This window comes from Pseudomonas sp. SbOxS1 (assembly GCF_013416725.1).
In the GTDB taxonomy this organism is placed as follows: Bacteria; Pseudomonadota; Gammaproteobacteria; order Pseudomonadales; family Pseudomonadaceae; genus Aquipseudomonas.
The window spans coordinates 16,727-36,287 of record NZ_JAAVXC010000043.1; the positions used below are offsets into that span (position 1 = coordinate 16,727).

15 protein-coding genes, 1 tRNA gene and 1 pseudogene are annotated in these 19,561 nt (G+C 62.7%); 10 read left to right on the forward strand and 7 right to left on the reverse strand.

The window, feature by feature from the left end:
• Nucleotides 1-129: 129 nt before the first annotated feature.
• Entirely contained in the window at nt 130-1,224 is a 1,095-nt protein-coding gene (sfnG, locus tag HFK74_RS28855) for a dimethylsulfone monooxygenase SfnG (protein ID WP_180206490.1), read from the forward strand.
• A gap of 109 nt (nt 1,225-1,333) precedes the next feature.
• Here sfnG and HFK74_RS28860 read toward each other — a convergent pair whose 3' ends face one another.
• Nucleotides 1,334-1,810, reverse strand: a complete 477-nt coding sequence (locus tag HFK74_RS28860; RefSeq protein ID WP_085714950.1) for a nuclear transport factor 2 family protein — start codon at nt 1,808-1,810, stop codon at nt 1,334-1,336.
• Between the two features lie 56 nt (nt 1,811-1,866).
• The gene (locus tag HFK74_RS28865; protein ID WP_180206491.1) at nt 1,867-2,430 is read right to left on the reverse strand and encodes a TetR/AcrR family transcriptional regulator; all 564 of its coding nucleotides are present in this window, start codon (nt 2,428-2,430) and stop codon (nt 1,867-1,869) included.
• Between the two features lie 246 nt (nt 2,431-2,676).
• On the opposite strand from HFK74_RS28865, the gene pssA reads away from it, so the two are divergent.
• Nucleotides 2,677-4,020, forward strand: a complete 1,344-nt coding sequence (gene pssA / locus HFK74_RS28870) for a CDP-diacylglycerol--serine O-phosphatidyltransferase (RefSeq protein WP_180206492.1) — start codon at nt 2,677-2,679, stop codon at nt 4,018-4,020.
• 102 nt (nt 4,021-4,122) lie between these two features.
• Here the strand turns inward: pssA and efeO (HFK74_RS28875) are convergent, their stop codons facing one another.
• The 5 genes from efeO (HFK74_RS28875) to HFK74_RS28895 form a co-directional block, all read right to left on the reverse strand.
• Entirely contained in the window at nt 4,123-4,947 is an 825-nt protein-coding gene (gene efeO / locus HFK74_RS28875; RefSeq protein WP_180206493.1) for an iron uptake system protein EfeO, read from the reverse strand.
• A 27-nt stretch (nt 4,948-4,974) separates the two neighbouring features.
• Nucleotides 4,975-6,273, reverse strand: a complete 1,299-nt coding sequence (efeB, locus tag HFK74_RS28880; protein ID WP_180206494.1) for an iron uptake transporter deferrochelatase/peroxidase subunit — start codon at nt 6,271-6,273, stop codon at nt 4,975-4,977.
• Between the two features lie 18 nt (nt 6,274-6,291).
• Nucleotides 6,292-7,476 carry an iron uptake system protein EfeO gene (gene efeO / locus HFK74_RS28885; protein WP_180206495.1) on the reverse strand — a complete coding sequence of 395 codons (1,185 nt, stop codon included), beginning with the start codon at nt 7,474-7,476 and terminating at the stop codon, nt 6,292-6,294.
• Nucleotides 7,477-7,484: 8 nt separating this feature from the next.
• The gene (gene efeU / locus HFK74_RS28890; protein ID WP_180206496.1) at nt 7,485-8,324 is read right to left on the reverse strand and encodes an iron uptake transporter permease EfeU; all 840 of its coding nucleotides are present in this window, start codon (nt 8,322-8,324) and stop codon (nt 7,485-7,487) included.
• Between the two features lie 467 nt (nt 8,325-8,791).
• Nucleotides 8,792-9,946 (reverse strand): MalY/PatB family protein, encoded by a 1,155-nt coding sequence (locus HFK74_RS28895; protein ID WP_180206497.1) that lies wholly within the window; start codon nt 9,944-9,946, stop codon nt 8,792-8,794.
• A gap of 276 nt (nt 9,947-10,222) precedes the next feature.
• On the opposite strand from HFK74_RS28895, the gene fdnG reads away from it, so the two are divergent.
• From fdnG to HFK74_RS28935, 8 genes and pseudogenes are all read left to right on the forward strand, one after another.
• Nucleotides 10,223-13,288, forward strand: a complete 3,066-nt coding sequence (gene fdnG / locus HFK74_RS28900) for a formate dehydrogenase-N subunit alpha (RefSeq protein WP_180206498.1) — start codon at nt 10,223-10,225, stop codon at nt 13,286-13,288.
• The gene (gene fdxH / locus HFK74_RS28905) at nt 13,289-14,224 is read left to right on the forward strand and encodes a formate dehydrogenase subunit beta (protein WP_180206499.1); all 936 of its coding nucleotides are present in this window, start codon (nt 13,289-13,291) and stop codon (nt 14,222-14,224) included.
• Complete coding sequence (locus HFK74_RS28910) at nt 14,221-14,874, forward strand: formate dehydrogenase subunit gamma (RefSeq protein ID WP_180206500.1); 654 nt, start codon at nt 14,221-14,223, stop codon at nt 14,872-14,874. The genes fdxH and HFK74_RS28910 overlap by 4 nt, the downstream gene beginning before the upstream one ends.
• Before the next feature lie 4 nt (nt 14,875-14,878).
• Nucleotides 14,879-15,805 carry a formate dehydrogenase accessory protein FdhE gene (fdhE, locus tag HFK74_RS28915; RefSeq protein WP_180206501.1) on the forward strand — a complete coding sequence of 309 codons (927 nt, stop codon included), beginning with the start codon at nt 14,879-14,881 and terminating at the stop codon, nt 15,803-15,805.
• A gap of 45 nt (nt 15,806-15,850) precedes the next feature.
• Nucleotides 15,851-17,269, forward strand: coding sequence for an L-seryl-tRNA(Sec) selenium transferase (selA, locus tag HFK74_RS28920; RefSeq protein ID WP_180206502.1), 1,419 nt, complete (start codon nt 15,851-15,853; stop codon nt 17,267-17,269).
• A 1-nt stretch (nt 17,270) separates the two neighbouring features.
• Nucleotides 17,271-19,178 (forward strand): selenocysteine-specific translation elongation factor, encoded by a 1,908-nt coding sequence (gene selB, locus HFK74_RS28925; protein ID WP_180206503.1) that lies wholly within the window; start codon nt 17,271-17,273, stop codon nt 19,176-19,178.
• Between the two features lie 17 nt (nt 19,179-19,195).
• A tRNA-Sec gene (locus HFK74_RS28930) sits at nt 19,196-19,291 on the forward strand.
• 33 nt (nt 19,292-19,324) lie between these two features.
• A pseudogene (locus tag HFK74_RS28935) lies at nt 19,325-19,561 on the forward strand (hypothetical protein); the annotation flags it as partial.

Sequence of the window (19,561 nt, forward strand, 5' to 3'; positions counted from 1 at the left end):
GACAGGCCGCCTTCGCGAGCAAGCTCGCTCCTACAGGGGGTAGTAATTCGGTTCAGGGAAGTCCTGGCAGGTGCTGGCACGCTTGCTGCTCTACCCCAAGGACATTCCCCATGTCCCGAGGACACGCCAATGAGTCAGCAAGCCGTCAAATTTGCCTACTGGGTACCGAACGTCAGCGGAGGGCTGGTGGTCAGCAAGATCGAGCAACGGACCCACTGGGGCATCGACTACAACCGAAAACTGGCGCAACTGGCCGAAGAGGCGGGGTTTGAATATGCGCTGACGCAGATTCGTTTCACTGCTGGCTACGGCGCCGAATACCAGCATGAGTCCGTCGCCTTCAGCCATGCATTGCTGGCCGCCACCAGCAAATTGAAAGTCATCGCCGCGATCCTGCCGGGCCCATGGCAACCGGCACTGGCGGCCAAGCAACTGGCGACCATCGATCAACTGACTAACGGCCGGGTGGCGGTCAACATCGTCAGCGGCTGGTTCAAGGGCGAATTCCAGGCCATTGGCGAGCACTGGCTGGAGCACGACGAACGTTATCGCCGTTCCGAAGAATTCATTCGCTCGCTCAAAGGCGTCTGGACCGAAGACAACTTCACCTTCCGCGGCGATTTCTACCGTTTCGACAACTACAGCCTCAAGCCCAAGCCACTGGGCCGGCCGGAGATCTTCCAGGGCGGCAGCTCCCGTGCGGCGCGGGACATGGCCGCGCGGGTGTCGGACTGGTACTTCACCAACGGCAATACCCCGGAAGGCATCAAGGCCCAGGTCGACGACATTCGAACCAAGGCCGCGGCGAACAATCATTCCGTGAAGGTTGGCGTGAACGCCTTCGTCATTGCCCGTGACACCGAAGAAGAGGCGCGGGCGGTGCTGGCGCAGATCATCGACGAGGCCGATCCGCAGGCGGTGAATGCCTTTGGCGATGCGGCGAAACAGGCGGGCAGGGCATCACCCGAAGGCGAGGGCAACTGGGCCAAGTCGACGTTCGAGGACCTGGTGCAGTACAACGATGGTTTCAAGACCAACCTGATCGGTACCCCGCAACAGATCGCCGAGCGTATCGTCGCATTGAAAGCGGTGGGGGTGGACCTGGTACTGGCCGGGTTCCTGCACTTTCAGGAAGAAGTGGAGTATTTCGGCAAGCGGGTGTTGCCGTTGGTGCGGGAGTTGGAGGCCAGGGCTCAGATCGAGCAGACCGCCGCGGTCGCCTGACCACACAACCCACCTGTAGGAGCCGGCTCGCCGGCGAAGGCGTCCCTGAGCATAGCGCTGGACTCTGGGGCGCTTTCGCTGGCAAGCCAGCTCCTACAGAGGGCGGTGGTTACAGGCCCAGGTCCGACAGGCTTGGATGGTCGTCAGGACGACGCCCCAGCGGCCAGTGGAACTTGCGCTCGCTTTCCTTGATCGGCATGTCGTTGATGCAGGCGAAGCGCCGCGCCATCAGGCCGTCTTCGTTGAACTCCCAGTTTTCATTGCCGTAGGAGCGGAACCAGTTGCCCGAATCGTCGTGCCATTCATAGGCATAACGCACGGCGATGCGGTTGTCGGTGAATGCCCAGAGTTCCTTGATCAGGCGATAATCCAGTTCCTTGGCCCATTTGCGCGTCAAAAAGCCCTTGGCTTCTTCACGGTTGTAGGCGAACTCGGCGCGGTTTCGCCATTGGGTGTCCAGGGTGTAGGCCAGCGAAACACGTTCCGGATCGCGGGAGTTCCAGCCATCTTCAGCCAGGCGAACTTTTTCAATGGCCGATTCACGGGTGAATGGCGGCAATGGCGGACGAACTTCGGCGTTAGACATTTCATGTCTCCCTATTAAATTAAAGTTCAAGCAAGTTGTCGGTCTTGATCAAGTTATTACAGGCCCAATAACTTCCGCGCCATGCATTGCGCATTATCGGCTGCACTGTGGTCACCCATGACAAGTGCGACGGTAATGGCCCCGTCGATCAGGATCAGCAGCTGCTTGGCCAGCACCTGCGGATCTTCAGCGCCATATTCGGTACACAGCTCGCACACGTAGTCGAGCAGCTTCTGTTTGTGGTCCCTGGCGACCAGGCGCACCGGGTCTTGCGGATCGCTGGTTTCACCGCTGGTGTTGATGAACGCGCAGCCGCGAAAGCCTTCACTGGCGAACCAGGTCGTGAGCACGGTGAACAGGTTGAGCAGGCGTTCGGCCGGCGTTTGGGCTCGTCCGACTTCGCTTCTGTACCAGTGCATCCAGCGTTCGTCCCGGCGTTGCAGGGCGGCGACGGTCAGCTCCTCCTTGTTGGCGAAGTAGCGATAGATACTTTTTCTGGAGACGCCGGCGGTTTTCACCAGGAGATCCATGCCCGTGGCGGCAATGCCACTTTTATAGATCAACTTTTCGGTGACATCCAGAATGATGTCGCGTGTGTCGTTGCTGGTTATCTTGTTCATGTGGTCACAGTAGAACGATCGTTCTCCTTGGTCAAATATTATTTTCCACCGTTCGTGGAATGATCGTTCCCACGCTCTGCGTGGGAATGCATCCCGTGACGCTCTGCGTCACATCAACGGCGGACGCATAGCGTCCATGGCGGCATTCCCACGCAGAGCGTGGGAACGATCGGTGTGGTGGGAAGACCCAAACCCATCCATGGTGTAAGCTCTCGGGTTCTTCGGATTCGACCCATTGCGAGCCCTATGCCGTCGCTTTTCAAACGCCCCCTGCTGCCCAAACTGCGCAGTTTTCCGCTGACCGCCGATGCCGTCACCATCCTCTCTGGCGCTGCCGAGTTCCGTCGTTGCCTGCTGGAGAAAATCGCCAGCGCCACCCAGCGCATTTATATCGTTGCGCTGTACCTGCAACAGGACGAGGCCGGCCAGGAAATTCTCGATGCCTTGCACGCGGCCAAGCTGGCACGTCCGGAACTGGACGTGGCGGTGGTCGTCGACTGGCTGCGCGCCCAGCGCGGGCTGATCGGTGCCGGCAAGCAGCCGGGCAACTCGGCCTGGTATCAGGAAATGACCCGCACCCACGAAAGCGTCGTGCCGGTGTATGGCGTGCCCGTGCAGACCCGCGAGCTGTTTGGCGTGCTGCACTTGAAGGGGTTCGTCATCGATGACTGCGTGATCTACAGCGGTGCGAGCCTGAACAACGTCTACCTGCACCGGTTCGACAAGTACCGGTACGACCGTTACCACCTGCTGCACAACCGCACCCTGGCCGACTCGATGCATCACCTGGTGCAGCACGGCCTGATGGCTTCCAAGGCGGTGCATCGCCTGGACCTGCCTAACCTGCCGACCACCCGCAGCCTGCGCAACGACATCGGCGACCTGCGCAGCCGTCTCAAGCACGCGGCCTACGACACCACCCAGGGCAGCACGGATAAAAGCGGCCTGTCGGTCAGCCCGTTACTGGGTGTAGGCAAGAACAACCCGTTGAGCCGGGTGATCGGCGAGCTGATCGGCAGCGCCCGGCAGCAGCTGACCATTTGCACGCCGTACTTCAACCTGCCCTTGGCCGTGACCCGGGAAATCAACCGGGCGCTGGCCAGGGGGGTGAAGATCGACATCGTGGTCGGTGACAAGACCGCCAACGATTTCTACATTCCGCCGAGCGAACCGTTCAAGGTGATCTCGGCGCTGCCGTATCTCTACGAGATCAGCCTGCGTCGCTTTGCCAAGCGGCATCAGCGCAACATCGACAGCGGCCAGTTGAACCTGCACCTGTGGAAGGACGGCGACAACACCTATCACCTCAAGGGCATGTGGGTCGATCAGCGCTACACCTTGCTGACCGGCAACAACCTCAATCCGCGAGCGTTTCGCCTGGACCTGGAAAACGCCCTGCTGATCGATGATCCGCACAACGAACTGCTGGAACCGCGCCGCACCGAGCTGGCGCAGATTTTCCAGCACACCCGGCGCATCGAGCGCTACCAGGACCTGCAAACCCTGCCGGATTACCCGGCGGGGGTGGCGAAGTTTCTCAAGCGGGTGAGCCGGGTGCGTATCGAGCGGTTGCTTTACCGGATTTTGTAAACCCGAAAAAGCTTCGCTGGCAAGCCAGCTCCTACAGTAGATATGCGATCCCCTGTAGGAGCTGGCTTGCCAGCGAAGGCGTCTGCTCAGACGCTACAAAACTCAGTTCAACCCAAGCTTGCCCCGCAACGTCGACAAATCTTCAGCCAACGTATTCACCGGCCCCACCAGCGCCTTGCGATCGTTTTCCTTCACCTTGTCGTAGGTCTCGAAGCCACCATCCCCGGTTTTGTACTTCGCCAAAATCTTGTCCACGGTGGCGAAATTTTTATCGACCTTGGCAACGAACGCCGCGTCCTGTTTCCCGATCTGCCCACGGAACAGGTCGACGATCTTCTTCGCCCCGTCGATATTGCCCTGGAAGTCATAGAGGTCGGTGTGGCTGTAACGGTCCTCCTCACCGGAGATCTTGGTCGCCGCCACTTCTTCAAGCAGGGCCGCAGCGCCGCCGACGACTTTTTCCGGTGGGAAGGTCAGGCCGGCGACGCGGGTTTGCAGGTCTTGCACATCCTTGTCCAAGCCATCGGCGAGTTCACCCAGGCCCTGGGTGCTGTTTTGCGAGAACAGTGCGTATTCGATACGGTGGAAACCGGTGAAGTCTTCGGCCGTCACGCCTTGTTCGTGGTCGTCGACCCGGGAGTCGATCGAAGCGTCGAGGTCACTGAACAACTCGGCGATCGGCTCGATCGACTCGTAGTAGACGCGAGTCGGGGCGTAGAGTTTTTTCGCGGTCGCAAGATCCCCTTTCTTCACCGCGTCGGTGAACTGCCGGGTATGACTGGCCAGTTCATCCAGTTGTTCGGTGACGTAGATCTTGTAGTCCGAAATCGGCTGCACCAGCTCCAGCGGCGCCGGTGCCGCCCATGCCGCAAGCGGGGTGTTGAGCAAGCCCAGGGTCAGCATTAACGCAAGTGGCGACTTTTTCATGGGGCGGTTCCGTCTTTGTTGTGGTGGTCAGGCTGTGGTCTTGGGTTGCGTGGCGTCAAGCAGCGAGCGGCCAATGAAATCCTGGTCGCCCGTCACACCCGGCAGGGTGAAGAAATACCCGCCGCCGACCGGCTTGAGGTATTCCTCCAGCGGTTCGCCGTTGAGTCGGGTTTGCACGGTGATGAAGCCTTTTTCCAGGTCGGCCTGGTAACAGATGAAGAGCAAACCCATGTCGAGTTGCCCGTTCTTGTTCACACCGTTGGAGTAGTTGAACGGCCGGCGCAGGATCAGGTTGGCCTGGGTCTGTGCGGTGCGCGGGTTGGCCAGACGGATATGCGCGTCGAGTCGGGTAAGCTTGCCGTGGGGGTCCTTGGCATAGTCCGGTACTTGCGCCTCATGCTGGCCGCCCATGGGCGCACCGCTGGCCTTGACCCGGCCCAGAATGCTTTCCTGTTCCTGCAGCGGCGTGCGGTCCCAGCGTTCGACGAAGTTGCGGATGATCCGCACCGCCTGATAGCTGCCGTTGGCCGCCCAGGCCGGTTCGTCGCTGCCGGGCTGGACCCAGACGATGCGGTCCATGGCCTGGGCATTGTTGGAATCGGGGTTGGCCGAGCCATCACGAAAACCCAGGAAGTTACGCGCGCTCTGGGCCGGCACGCCGGGCTTGGCCGGGGCCTGGGGCGGCACGCTGCCTTCCTGCTTCCAGCGCACCAGGAGCAAGTCCGGCAGGTTCTTCACGATGTCACGCAGGGCGTGGATGTTGGTATCGGTGGTGTTGGCGCAGAACTGGATGCTCAAGTCGCCGTGGCAGCAATCAGGCTCCAGGGCGTCGTTGGGAAAGCCGACCATGCGCACCAGGCGCTTGGGCTTGGCGGCGGCCAGGCCGAAACGTTCGTCGAACAGCGATGCGCCGACCGACACGGTGATGGTCAGGTTATCCGGGGTCACCACCGGGCCGAGAATTCCTGAATCCACGGGCGGCAATTTCGGATCGACCTGGGCCACCGGGCCGCCCTTCATCAAGAACGCGATGCGTTGGTCGAGGGTGCGCAACAGCCGCTCCAGGTCCTCGCGATCGCTGGCCAGCACATCGAAGGCCACCAGCATGCCGGCCGCCGGGCGTGGCGTGACGATGCCGCTCTGGTGTTTGCCATGAACATCGTGGCGGTCCTGGGTGCGCTCGCTACTGGGCGCCTCGGTCACTTGCGCGGGGCTTGCGGCCATGACCGGGCAGCTCAATGCTGTACCGGCCAGTGCGACACCGGCGGCGCCCATGCCCATCAGTACCCGGCGGCGCTGAAGGTTGAATTGCTCTGAATCGTTCATCTGAAAGTCGTCTTCTGCTTACAGGCCGGAAAGGCCAAGGGCGGGATCTATCCCATCGAGTGCGACGGCCAGTGCCTTGGCCTTGTCGCCGATCTGTTGGCGTTGCTCGGCGCTGACGCTGTCGTAGCTGGCAAAACCTTCGTCGACCTTGAAGCCGCCGAGTTCGGCATCGAGATCGCCAAGGGCGCTGTCGATTGTCGCCAGCAGGGGGGCGGCGGACTTGGCCAGCAATGGCCGCAGGAGCTCGACGACCTTGCGGCTGGCGTCAAGGTTGCCGGCGAAACCGTTGAGGTCGCTGTGGCTGTAGCGCTCTTCTTCGCCACTGCCGGCGCGCACCTGGGCGAGGTTGTCGAGGTTGCGCACCAGGATGTTCACCAGTTGCTCCGGCGGCAGCGACTGGGCCAGCAACTGTTGCTTGAGGGCGGTGACGTCTGTCAGCAGGCGTTGGGCGATCGGTGCCAGGCCATCGAGGTTGCGTTGCTGGAACAACCCGTATTCGATGCGATGGAAGCCAACGAACTGCGGATCCTGTTCACGTTTTTCGAAGTAGTCGGCACGGGCGTTGATGCCGTTGTCCAGTTGCGCCAGGCGCTGCGCGGCGGGCGCCAGGCGTTGATAAGCGGCGCGGGCGGGCAGGTACAGCGCCTGCGCCTGGGGCAGGTCGCCGGCTGCGATGGCTTGCTCAAGCGCCGTGACCGTCTTGATCAGCGCCGCGCCCTGGCTGCTCAGGTATACGCGGTATTCCGACAGCGGTCCGACAAAGGCCAGCATGGCGGGCCTGGCCTTCGCGGCTGCATCGGATGCCGCCGTCGGGGTAACGTGCAGCGTGCCGCGGGGGTTGCTGAGCAAGCCGCAGGTGATCGTGTAATCGCCGGGCAGCAGGTTGGCGTTGATCACCTGGCTCAACCCGGGCGCGATGTTTTCCCGTTCCTCGATCACCAGCACGCCGTCCAGAATTTCCCATTCGACGGCGCGATCCGAGCGGTTGACGATGCGAAAACTGGCGCGTCCGGCCGGCACCGTCAGGGCGTTCGGCTCACAGCTGTGGGAGGCAATGGTTACCTGCACCTGGTCGTGATTGGCCTGGCGCTTGGCGGCGGCCATTTGCGCGGCATAGTAGAACAGGCCGCCGGCGGCGATCATTACGATCACCGAACCGGCTACCGCCCAGCGCAAGGCTCGGGGTGGGGTTTGATCTGGCATGGTTGCCCTTACTGACTGGAAGCGGATGAAGAGTGTTTGGCGGGAACGGCGGAGGGCATGAAGAACATCGCCAGCGCCACCAGCAGATAAATCAGATAGGCCCCAAGGGTGCTGAGAGTCGGGGCGTCCTGGTAGCCGAACATCCCGGCCAGCACCGAGCCCAACGGGCCGTCCATCGGCAGCGTGGCGCTGAAGTCGAAGAGCACGGTCTGCAGGTGATTCCAGAGCCCGGCTTCATGCAGCGCCTGCACCGAGTTGGCAAGGATTCCCGCCGCCACCACCAGGATGAACAGGCCGGTCCAGCGGAAAAACGCGGCTAGATTGAGGCGCATGCTGCCGCCGTAGATCAGCAAGCCAACGACGATGGCCAGCACCAGGCCGAGCAGGGCGCCCATCGGTGCCGCCGGGCCTGTGCTTTGCTGGAACACCGCGAGCAGGAAGAACACCGTTTCCAGGCCTTCGCGGGCCACGGCGAAAAACACCATGGCGATCAGCGCGAACACCTGGTGCCTGGAACCGGCCAGTGCGTTATCGAGGGACACGTGCAGCGAGTGCTTGATCGAACGCGCCACTTTGCGCATCCAGAACACCATGGAACTGAGAATGCCGACCGCGACCAGGCCGACCACGCCTTCAAACAGTTCCTGTTGCTTCTGCGGAAACTCGGCGCTGACCAGTTCCAGGCCACCGCCCACCAACAGCGCGAGGGCGGCGGCGAGGAACACCCCGATCCACACCGCGGGCATCCATTGGCCACGGCCGGTCTGCTTGAGGTAACTGGCGATAATGCCAACGATCAACGCGGCTTCAATGCCTTCGCGCAGCATGATCAGAAAAGGAACGAGCATTCAGCACCGTGGGGAATTAGATAGGGTGCTAAGTTGTAACATAATGACACTCATTCCCATATGGGAGTGATTGACAATTACCTGAACCTAAGCTGAACAATCTTGAAGATGTCTGCTTCCGGGCTTTTGGAGGCCTTCGCTGAAATGACCTTCGCCTGTAGGAGCCAGGCTTGCCGGCGAACGGGACGCCGCGGTGTATCTGTTGCACCGCGTTACCGTTCTTCGCGGGCAAGCCTCGCTCCTACAGGCGAACCAGACGCCGTGGTGTATCTGACGAACCGCGTCATCGCTCTTCGCCTGTAGGAGCGAGGCTTGCCCGCGAACTAGGCGCCGCGGTCTATCTGTTGCACCGCGTTATCGTTTTTCGCCGGCAAGCCTGGCTCCTACGGGCGAACTAGGCGCCGCGGTCTATCTGTTGCACCGCGTTATCGTTTTTCGCCGGCAAGCCTGGCTCCTACAGGGGAGGATCAGGCGTTACGGTGCCGCAAACTGCGCTCCATCCGCGCGATCCCTTCTTCCAGCATCGACCGCGGGCAGCCGAAGTTCAGGCGCACGAACTGTTGGCAGTCATCGCCGAAATCCAGGCCGGGGCTGAGGCCGACCTTGGCCTGTTCGAGGAAGAACTGTTGCGGGTTGTCCAGCCCCAGCGCCGTGCAATCGAGCCAGGCTAGATAGGTGCTTTGCGGCACATTCATCGTGATGCCCGGCAGACGGCTGCGCACGGCGTCGACCAGGTAATCGCGGTTGCCCTGCAGGTAGTCCTTCAGCGCGGCCAGCCAGGGCGCGGCTTCGCTGTAGGCGACGCGGGTGGCTTCCATGCCCAGTGGATTGACGCTGTCGACCATGCCGCAACGGGCGTGATTGACCTTCTCGCGCAGGTGGCGGTCCTGGATGATCATGAACGAGGTTTTCAGGCCGGCGATGTTGTACGCCTTGCTGGCTGACATCAGGGTGATGGTGCGCTGGGCGATTTGCGGGCTCAGGGACGCCATCGGCAGGTGCTGGCGGCCGTCGAAGCACAGTTCGGCGTGGATCTCGTCGGAAATGATCCAGGCCTCGTTAGCCAGGCAGGTGTCGGCAATGGCCTGCAGTTCATCCCGGGCGAAGGCTTTACCCAACGGGTTGTGCGGGTTGCTCAGCAGCAGCGCGCCGCCCCCTTGCAGGGATGCGTTCAGGGTCGCCAGTGGCGTTGCGTAAGTGCCGTCAGGCTGCGGGTCGAAGTTCAGCTCGACCTTGTTCAGGCCCCAATGGCCCGGCGCGTGACGCAGGGGCGGGTAGTTGGGCACCTGCACGACCACATTCTGGGCCGGCTGTACCAGCGCCTTGAGCGCCATGTTGAAGCCTGACTCGACGCCCGGCAGGAAGATCAGCTCTTGCGGCTCGACGCGCCAGGCGTACTTGTTCCACAAATCGGCAACGATGGCTTCGCGCAAATCGTCCTTGGCCACGCTGTAGCCCAGCAACGGGTGTTCCAGGCGCTTTTGCAGGGCCTGGATGATCATCGGCGGCGCGGCGAAATCCATGTCGGCGACCCACATCGGCAGCACGTCGGCCGGGTAACGGCTCCACTTGGTGCTGCCAGTGCCGTGGCGGTCGAACACCTGATCAAAATCGAAAGTCATGCGCAAATCTCGTAAAGGCCGGTTAATCATGGTGGCCATGATAAGCGCCAATCATTGTAGGAGCCAGGCTTGCCGGCGAAGGCGATCTCGACGACGCCTTCGCCGGCAAGCCTGGCTCCTACAAGAGGTATGGATGCCTGCCCGACGGTCGGTTTTCACACAAGGCGCCCGCCCGTTGTCTACAGTTTCAGGTGTCGGTAGCGAGACTGCCGCAACCGTGATTGTCCAGAAAAGTCCGGCAACGCAGCGGATTTCCAGCTTAATAAGGAGTGCACGATGGACCTCAGCCGTCGTCAGTTCTTCAAGGTCGCCGGTATCGGCCTTGCAGGCTCGAGCCTGGGCGCGTTGGGCATGGCCCCGACTGCCGCTTTCGCCGAGCAGGTGCGCCATTTCAAGCTTGCCCACACCCATGAAACTCGTAACACCTGCCCGTATTGCTCGGTCGGTTGCGGGTTGATCATGTACAGCCAGGGCGATACGGCCAAGAATGTCGCGCAAAATATCATCCACATTGAAGGTGACGCCGACCATCCGGTCAACCGCGGCACCCTGTGCCCCAAAGGCGCGGGCCTGCTGGACTTCATTCACAGCCCCGGCCGCCTGCAATACCCGCAGATGCGCAAGCCCGGCAGCAGCGAGTGGACGCGAGTCTCCTGGGATGAAGCGCTCGATCGCATCGCCGACCTGATGAAGGCCGACCGCGACGCCAACTTCATCGAGAAGAACGCCCAGGGCCAGACGGTCAACCGCTGGCTGACCACTGGTTTCCTCGCGGCATCGGCGGCGTCCAATGAAGCGGGCTACATCACCCACAAGGTGGTTCGCAGCCTGGGCATGCTGGGGTTCGATAACCAGGCGCGTGTCTGACACGGCCCGACGGTGGCAAGTCTTGCCCCGACGTACGGCCGTGGTGCCATGACCAATCACTGGACCGATATCGCCAACGCGAACCTGGTCCTGGTAATGGGTGGCAACGCAGCGGAAGCGCACCCCTGTGGATTCAAGTGGGTGACCGAAGCCAAGGCGCACAACAAGGCGCGGTTGATCGTGGTCGATCCGCGATTCACCCGCACGGCCTCGGTGGCCGATTATTACGCGCCAATCCGCACCGGTACCGACATCGCCTTCATGGGCGGGTTGATCAATTACCTGCTGACCGAGGACAAGATCCAGCACGAATACGTGCGCAACTACACCGACGTGTCGTTCCTGGTCAAAGCCGGCTATGGCTTCGAGGACGGGATTTTCAGCGGCTATGACGCGGCCAAGCGGGTGTATACCGACAAGTCCGGCTGGGGCTATGAGCTGGGTGAAGACGGCTTCGTCAAAACCGACCCGACCCTGCAGGACCCGCGCTGCGTCTATCAACTGATGAAGCAGCATTACAGCCGCTACAACATTGAACTGGCGAGCCAGATCTGCGGCATGCCGGTCGACGCCATGCAGAAAATCTGGGAGGAAATCGCCACTTGCTCGCAACCGGGCAAGACCATGACCATCCTTTATGCCTTGGGTTGGACCCAGCACTCGATTGGCGCGCAGATCATCCGCAGCGCGGCCATGGTGCAACTGTTGTTGGGCAACGTCGGCATGCCGGGCGGGGGCGTAAATGCCTTGCGCGGGCACTCCAATATCCAGGGGCTGACCGACCTAGGCCTGCTGTCCAACTCGCTGCCGGGCTACCTCACGCTGCCAGGCGATGCCGAACAGGACTACACCGCCTACATCGTCAAGCGCACGCAAAAACCCTTGCGGCCGGGGCAACTGTCCTACTGGCAGAACTACGGCAAATTCCACGTCAGCCTGATGAAAGCCTGGTACGGGGCCAATGCCACGCTGGAGAACAACTGGGCCTTCGACTATCTGCCGAAACTGGACATTCCCAACTACGACATCCTCAAGGTGTTCGACCTGATGGGCCAGGGCAAGGTCAACGGTTATATGTGCCAGGGCTTCAACCCCATAGCGGCGTTGCCGGACAAGAACCGCGTGATGGCCGCGCTGGCCAGGCTCAAATGGCTGGTGGTGATGGACCCGCTGGCCACCGAAACCTCGGAGTTCTGGCAAAAGGTCGGGCCGTACAACGACGTCGACAGCGCCAACATCCAGACCGAAGTGATTCGCCTGCCCACCACCTGTTTCGCCGAGGAAGACGGCTCGCTGGTCAACAGCAGTCGCTGGTTGCAATGGCACTGGAAGGGGGCCGACGGCCCTGGGGAGGCGTACACCGACATACGCATCATGAGCGAGCTGTTCCTGCGCCTGCGTCAGCGCTATCAGGCCGAGGGGGGCGCCTATCCCGATCCGCTGCTGAAACTGTCGTGGCCCTACAAGATCCCTGACGAACCGTCACCGGAAGAACTGGCCAAGGAGATCAACGGCTACGCCGTCACCGACTTCACCGATGCCACCGGGGCGCTCATCAAGGGCAATGCGCAACTGGCTGGTTTCGGCCAGCTCAAGGATGACGGCAGCACGGCGTCCGGGTGCTGGATTTTCTGCGGCAGCTGGACCGAAACGGGCAACCAGATGGCCCGGCGCGACAACAACGACCCGTATGGCATGCACCAGCACCAGGGTTGGGCCTGGGCCTGGCCAGCGAACCGGCGGATTCTCTACAACCGTGCCTCGGCCGACCTGCAAGGTAAGCCTTGGGACGATAAGAAGCGCCTGGTGTGGTGGAACGGCAAAGCCTGGGCCGGTACCGACGTGCCGGACTACAAGGCTGACGTGGCGCCGGAGGCGGGGATGAATCCGTTCATCATGAACCCCGAAGGCGTGGCGCGGTTCTTCGCCGTCGACAAGATGAACGAAGGGCCATTCCCCGAGCACTACGAGCCGTTCGAGACGCCGATCGGCATCAACCCGCTGCACCCTCAGAACAAGAAGGCCACCAGCAATCCGGCGGCACGGATCTTCGACTCGGTTTGGGACTCACTGGGCGTGGCCAAGGATTACCCCTACGCCGCCACCAGTTACCGGCTCACCGAGCATTTCCACTTCTGGAGCAAGCACTGCAAGCTCAACGCCATTGCCCAGCCCGAACAGTTCGTCGAAATCGGCGAAGTGCTGGCCAAGGAATTAGGCATCGTCGCGGGTGACCGGGTGCGGGTCAGCAGCAAGCGTGGCTTCATCGAGGCGGTGGCGGTGGTGACCAAGCGGATTCGTCCGTTGCAGGTCAACAACCAGATCGTGCACCAGATCGGTATCCCGTTGCACTGGGGGTTCACCGGGCTCACTCGCCACGGCTACCTGACCAACACCCTGGTGCCGTTCCTCGGCGATGGCAATACCCAGACCCCGGAATCCAAGTCATTCCTGGTCAACGTGGAGAAAGTCTAAATGGCCAGCCAAGACATCATTGCCCGCTCGGCCACCACCACCGTGCCGTCATCGGTACGCAACCTGGAGGAAGTCGCCAAGCTGATCGACACCACCAAGTGCATTGGCTGCAAGGCCTGCCAGGTCGCCTGCTCGGAATGGAACGAGCTGCGTGACGACGTCGGCCACAACCTCGGCACCTACGACAACCCGCAGGACCTGAGCGCAGAAACCTGGACCCTGATGCGTTTCACCGAGCACGAAACCGACGCCGGCAACCTGGAATGGCTGATCCGCAAGGACGGCTGCATGCACTGCGCCGAACCCGGTTGCCTGGCGGCGTGCCCCAGTCCCGGAGCGATCATCAAGCACGCCAACGGTATCGTCGATTTCAATCAGGATCACTGCATCGGCTGTGGCTACTGCATCACCGGTTGCCCGTTCAACATTCCGCGCATCTCGCAAAAGGACCACAAGGCCTACAAATGCACCTTGTGCTCGGATCGGGTGGCGGTGGGGCTGGAACCGGCCTGCGTGAAAACCTGTCCGACCGGCGCCATCGTGTTCGGTTCCAAGCAGGACATGAAGGAGCATGCCGCCGAACGCATCGTCGACCTCAAGAGCCGTGGTTTCGACAACGCCGGCCTGTACGACCCCGCGGGTGTCGGCGGCACGCACGTGATGTATGTGTTGCACCACGCCGACACGCCGAGGCTGTACGCCGGCCTGCCAAGCGATCCGGTGATCAGCCCGTTGGTTAGCCTGTGGAAGGGGGTCAGCAAACCCCTGGCGTTGCTGGCCATGGGCGCGGCGGTACTGGCCGGGTTCTTCCATTACGTGCGCGTCGGGCCACAGGTGGTCGAGGAGGATGAACTGCCGCCGTCGAGCGATCCCGCGGTACATGAAGTCGATCCTTCAGTGCACACCTATGATCCGAAGCGGGAGGGCAGGCCATGATCCGCAAGCAGATCCTGCGCTACACCAGCAACCAGCGCACCAATCACTGGCTAGTGGCGATTCTCTTCCTGATGGCGGGGTTATCGGGCCTGGCGTTGTTCCACCCGGCGCTGTTCTGGTTGAGCAACCTGTTCGGTGGCGGGCCGTGGACGCGCATCCTGCACCCGTTCATGGGCGTGCTGATGTTCGTGTTTTTCTTCGGCCTGGTCCTGAGCTTCTGGCGCGCCAATATCTTTATCGCCAATGATCGGCTGTGGCTGCGGCGCATCGACCGGGTGATGAAAAATGAGGAAGAGGGCGTGCCTGCCATCGGCAAGTACAATCCCGGGCAGAAGCTGCTGTTCTGGACTTTACTGCTGTGCATGCTGGTACTGCTGTTCAGCGGGCTGGTGATCTGGCGCGCTTACTTCAGCGCGTATTTCGGCATCACCAGCATTCGCTGGGCGATGCTGCTGCACGCGCTGGCCGGTTTCGTGCTGATCCTGAGCATCATCGTGCACATCTACGCCGGCATCTGGATCAAGGGTTCGATCAACGCCATGCTGCACGGTTGGGTCAGCCGCGCCTGGGCGAAGAAACACCACGGGCTGTGGTACCGCGAAGTGACCCGGGATGAGCGTGTCGATCCGCCGCTGAACAAAAAAGGATAATCACTTGGCCACGATCCTGGAGCCGGGACAGATCGAAGCGGCGGCGACATCGCCGCCGTTTCTGCACCTGCCACCGCCTAACCTGTTTGCCTTGCGTGCGCAGCGCCTGGAGCGTCTCGCTGACGGCCATCCCTTGGCCGATTACCTGCGCCTGGTGGCGGGGCTGTGCAACGAGCAGCAACGCCTGATGGACGCTCCACCCGAGGCGGCAATGCCAGACCCGCAACGCGTCCGGCTATGCCTGGATCATGGCCTGCCGCCGTTCGCCGCCGACAGCCTGGTGCGCGAGGACGCGTGGCTGGCGTATCTGCAAGCGCTGTTGCAGCACTATCAGCCACCGGCGCAACCGGCGGTGGTAAACGCCGTGGCAACCTTGCGTGATGCCAACGTCGGGCAGCTCAAGGCGTGGGCGATCGCCTTGGTCAGCGGGCAGTTCGCCTTGCTGCCGGCGGCGCTGGTGCCATTCCTGGGGGCTGCCCTGCAAGTTGCGTGGAGCCATTGGCTGCTGAGTACCCCCGACCTCGCCTTGAAACCCGGCAATAGCCTCAACCAGTGCCCGGCCTGCGGTTCACCGGCCATGGCAGGGGTGATCCGCCATCGCGGCAAGTACAACGGCTTGCGTTATCTGGTGTGCTCACTGTGTGCCTGTGAATGGCATGTGGTGCGGGTCAAGTGTGTGTATTGCGAGCAGAGCAAAGGCTTGCAATACGTCAGCCTCGACAGCGACCGTTTTGCTGCGGACAAGGCGCCGCTGCGCGCCGAAACCTGCCCCGGTTGTCACAGTTATCTCAAGCAGCTGTATCTGGAATGCGACGCCGAGGCCGAAGCGCTGTCCGCCGACCTGGGCAGCCTGATGCTCGACATGCGCCTGGAACAGGAAGGCTTTGTGCGCCCGGCGCCCAACCTGCTGCTGGCACCCGGGGGCGACTGAAGCGAACGTCTACACTCAGGCGGTCAACGTTTGCCGGAGCGCCTGATGTCTGCCAGATCCACCAGCCAAGCCTTGCGACTGCCTTCGATCGACAGCCTGCTGCGCCATCCGGCCTGCCAGCCGCTGGCCGAACGTTATGGGCGCGACGCCTTGCTCGCCAGCCTGCGCCAGTTGCTCGATGACTTGCGCCAACCGGTCCTGGCGGGGCAACTCGACGCGGTCGAACTCACCCCGCAGGTGCTGGCGGGCAGGGCCGGCGAGCGTTTGGCCAACCAGCATCGCAGCCACGTGCGCCGGGTGTTCAACCTCACCGGGACGGTACTGCACACCAATCTGGGCCGCGCCTTGTTGCCCCAGGAAGCCATCGACGCCGTGCAAATTGCTGCGCGCTATCCGTTGAACCTGGAATTTGACCTGCACAGTGGCAAGCGCGGCGACCGCGACGATCTGATCGAGGGCCTGATCCGCGAGTTGACTGGCGCCGAAGCGGTGACCGTGGTCAACAACAATGCCGCCGCGGTGCTGCTGACCCTCAACAGCCTCGGTTCGCGCAAGGAAGGCATTATCTCCCGGGGCGAGCTGATCGAAATTGGCGGCGCCTTTCGCATCCCCGACATCATGGCGCGCGCCGGGGTCAAGCTGGTCGAGGTCGGCACCACCAACCGCACCCATGCCCGCGACTACGAAGCCGCCATCGGCCCGCGCAGCGGCTTGATCATGCGCGTGCATGCGAGCAACTACAGCATCGAGGGTTTCACCACCCGGGTGCCGACCGTCGAACTGGCGCGCCTGGCCCATCAACATGGCCTGCCGTTGCTCGAAGACCTCGGCAGCGGCAGCCTGCTGGACCTGACCCGCTGGGGCTTGCCGGCCGAACCGACGGTGCGCCAGGCCCTGCTCGATGGCGCGGACATCGTCACGTTCAGCGGCGACAAATTGCTCGGTGGTCCCCAGGCCGGCTTGATTGTCGGGCGCAAGGAACTGATTGCACGGATCAAGAAGAACCCGCTGAAACGGGCGCTGCGGGTCGACAAGCTGACCCTGGCCGCCCTCGAAGCGGTGCTGGGCCTGTACCGCAACCCGGACCGACTGGCCGAACGCCTGCCCAGCCTGCGCCTGCTCACCCGGGCGCAAACCGATATCCTGGCGCAGGCCGAGCGCCTGCAACCGTCCCTGGCCACGCAACTGGGCGCGGGCTGGATCGTCAGCGCGGTGCCGGCGCTGGGGATGATCGGCAGTGGCAGCCAGCCGGTGGCACGCTTGCCGAGTGCCGCGTTATGCCTGCGGGCCAATACCTCCAAGCGTCTGCGCGGGCGCTGGCTGTTGAATCTGGAACAGGCCCTTCGCGCCTTGCCAATACCGGTTCTGGGGCGTATCGATGACGACGCCTTGTGGCTCGACGTGCGGCAACTGGACGACGAACCGGCGTGGCTGGCGCAGCTCGATCAATTGCAGGTGACGTAAGGTGATCGTCGGCACCGCCGGGCACATCGACCACGGCAAGACCGCATTGCTTGAGGCATTGACCGGGCAGGCCGGTGATCGGCGCCGTGAAGAGCGCGAACGTGGCATGACCATCGACCTGGGCTATCTTTACTCCGCACTGGAGCCCGGCGCGGCCCTGACCGGTTTTATCGATGTGCCGGGGCATGAGCGCTTCACCCACAACATGCTCGCCGGTGCACACGGTATCGACCTGGTGCTGCTGGTGGTGGCCGCCGACGACGGCGTGATGCCGCAGACCCGGGAACACCTGTCCATCGTCGAGTTGTTGGGTATTCCCCGTGCCATCGTGGCGATCACCAAGTGCGACCGGGTCGAGCCGTCCAGGGTGCAGGTCGTGCGCGAGCAGATTGCAACGTTGCTGGCGCCTGGCCCTTACGCCGATGCGCCGCTGATCGCGTTGTCGAGCGTAACCGGGGAGGGCGTGCAGACCTTGCGTCAAGCGTTGCTCAACGCCCAGTTCGAAGTGCTGCAGCGCAGTCAGGGCGGAGGTTTTCGCCTGGCCATCGATCGCGCGTTCAGTGTCCCCGGTGCGGGCATCGTGGTGACCGGCACGGCGCTGTCCGGCCAGGTCACGGTGGGCGACTCCCTGGTACTCGGCCCCCTTGGCAAAACCGTGCGGGTTCGCGGCCTGCACGTGCAGAACCAGGCGGCCAACGTGGCGGTGGCCGGGCAGCGGGTCGCCTTGAACCTGAATGCCGAGCGCCTGGCGCTGTCGCAGATCCACCGCGGCCAGTGGTTGTCGGCCCCGTGGCTGCACGCCCCGACCCAGCGCCTGGACATCGACCTGCAGCTGTTACCCGGTGAACCGCGCGCCTTCGAGCACTTCGAACCGGTGCACGTGCACCTTGGGACACGGGACGTCACCGGGCGGGTGGCCCTGCTGGAGGGGCCCAGCCTGGCGCCGGGGCAACGGATGTTCGCGCAACTGCTGGTCAATGCACCGGTGCAGGCGGTGCTGGGTGACCGGTTGATCCTGCGGGACCAGAGCGCCCAGCGCACCCTTGGCGGCGGCAGGGTCCTCGACCCCTTTGCGCCAAGCCGCCACCGCCGCAGCCCCGAGCGATTGGCGCAGCTTTCGGCGTTGGCCGCGAGCACTCGCCTGGAAGACGTGCTGCCAGGGTTGCTGGCCAACAGTGACAGCGGGCTCGATCCGCAACAGCTTGAACGCCAGTTCAACCGCCCGCGCGCGACCTGGGTGCTGCCCGGCGACATACGCCTGATCGAAACCCGCCAGGCACCGGTCCTGTTCAGCGCCAGCCGCTGGCAGACCTTGCAGGATGAGTTGCAGCAACACCTGGCGCGCTTCCATGAACAGGAGCCGGACCACATGGGCCCGGACCGCGATCGCCTGCGCCGATTTGCCGGCAGCACCCTGGATCGCCCGGTATTCATCAGCCTGCTCGAGCAGTTGCTGGCCACCGGACGTATCGCGGCCAGTGGGCCGTGGCTGCACCTGCCGGAGCATCAGGTGCGCCTGAGCGACGAGGAGCAAGCCCTGTGGAAACAGTTGCAGCCTCGGTTCGACGCCGCCGGGTTCGACCCGCCCTGGGTGCGTGATCTGGGGCATGACGAAGCCAGTGCGCGCGCACTGCTGCGTAAAATGGCGCGGCTGGGACTGTTGCATCAAGTGGTCCGCGATCTGTTCTACACCGACACGATGATCCGTCGCCTGGCGGCTATGCTGTTGCAACTGGCCGATGACAACCCGGTGATCGAGGTAACGGCATTTCGCGATGCGGTGGGCCTTGGGCGCAAGCGCAGTATCCAGATCCTGGAGTATTTCGACCGGCTCGGCCTGACCCGTCGCATCGGCGATCGACGCCAGATCCGCGCGGACAACGCCCTGGCACGCAGAACGCAAGATTGACCCAAGGTTCGTTTCAAGGAAGGTAATCGCGCCCGGTGGCGCGGCCGGGCTTCAAACCCGGTTGGGGACGGCATCCGTTCCCGGGCAGGTTCGACTCCGGCTACCTTCCGCCACTCTCCCTTGAACACCGATCGTAGGAGCCAGGCTTGCCGGCGAACCAGGCGCTGCGGTGTATCTGCGGCACCGCGTTATCGTTCTTCGCCGTCTTGCTCTGGCTTTTGCTTTTCTTGCCCCCTCACGCCCTGAGCCTGTCCGTCAACGTCAACGTCAACGTCAACGTCAACGTCAACGTCTGTGGGCGATTGTTGTCTGAGTACATATCCATTGCTGCGGTAACGGCCACTTATGGTTTCGCTCTTACAGCGACTCCCTTTTTCAAACGC

Coding starts and splice junctions, on each gene's coding strand:
- efeO (WP_180206495.1), bottom strand. CDS start 7,476: ATGCCAGATCAAACCCCACCCCGAGCCTTGCGCTGGGCGGTAGCCGGT.
- HFK74_RS28895 (WP_180206497.1), bottom strand. CDS start 9,946: ATGACTTTCGATTTTGATCAGGTGTTCGACCGCCACGGCACTGGCAGC.
- HFK74_RS28865 (WP_180206491.1), bottom strand. CDS start 2,430: ATGAACAAGATAACCAGCAACGACACACGCGACATCATTCTGGATGTC.
- selA (WP_180206502.1), top strand. CDS start 15,851: ATGTCTGCCAGATCCACCAGCCAAGCCTTGCGACTGCCTTCGATCGAC.
- pssA (WP_180206492.1), top strand. CDS start 2,677: ATGCCGTCGCTTTTCAAACGCCCCCTGCTGCCCAAACTGCGCAGTTTT.
- efeO (WP_180206493.1), bottom strand. CDS start 4,947: ATGAAAAAGTCGCCACTTGCGTTAATGCTGACCCTGGGCTTGCTCAAC.
- HFK74_RS28860 (WP_085714950.1), bottom strand. CDS start 1,810: ATGTCTAACGCCGAAGTTCGTCCGCCATTGCCGCCATTCACCCGTGAA.
- fdxH (WP_180206499.1), top strand. CDS start 13,289: ATGGCCAGCCAAGACATCATTGCCCGCTCGGCCACCACCACCGTGCCG.
- HFK74_RS28910 (WP_180206500.1), top strand. CDS start 14,221: ATGATCCGCAAGCAGATCCTGCGCTACACCAGCAACCAGCGCACCAAT.
- efeU (WP_180206496.1), bottom strand. CDS start 8,324: ATGCTCGTTCCTTTTCTGATCATGCTGCGCGAAGGCATTGAAGCCGCG.
- sfnG (WP_180206490.1), top strand. CDS start 130: ATGAGTCAGCAAGCCGTCAAATTTGCCTACTGGGTACCGAACGTCAGC.
- efeB (WP_180206494.1), bottom strand. CDS start 6,273: ATGAACGATTCAGAGCAATTCAACCTTCAGCGCCGCCGGGTACTGATG.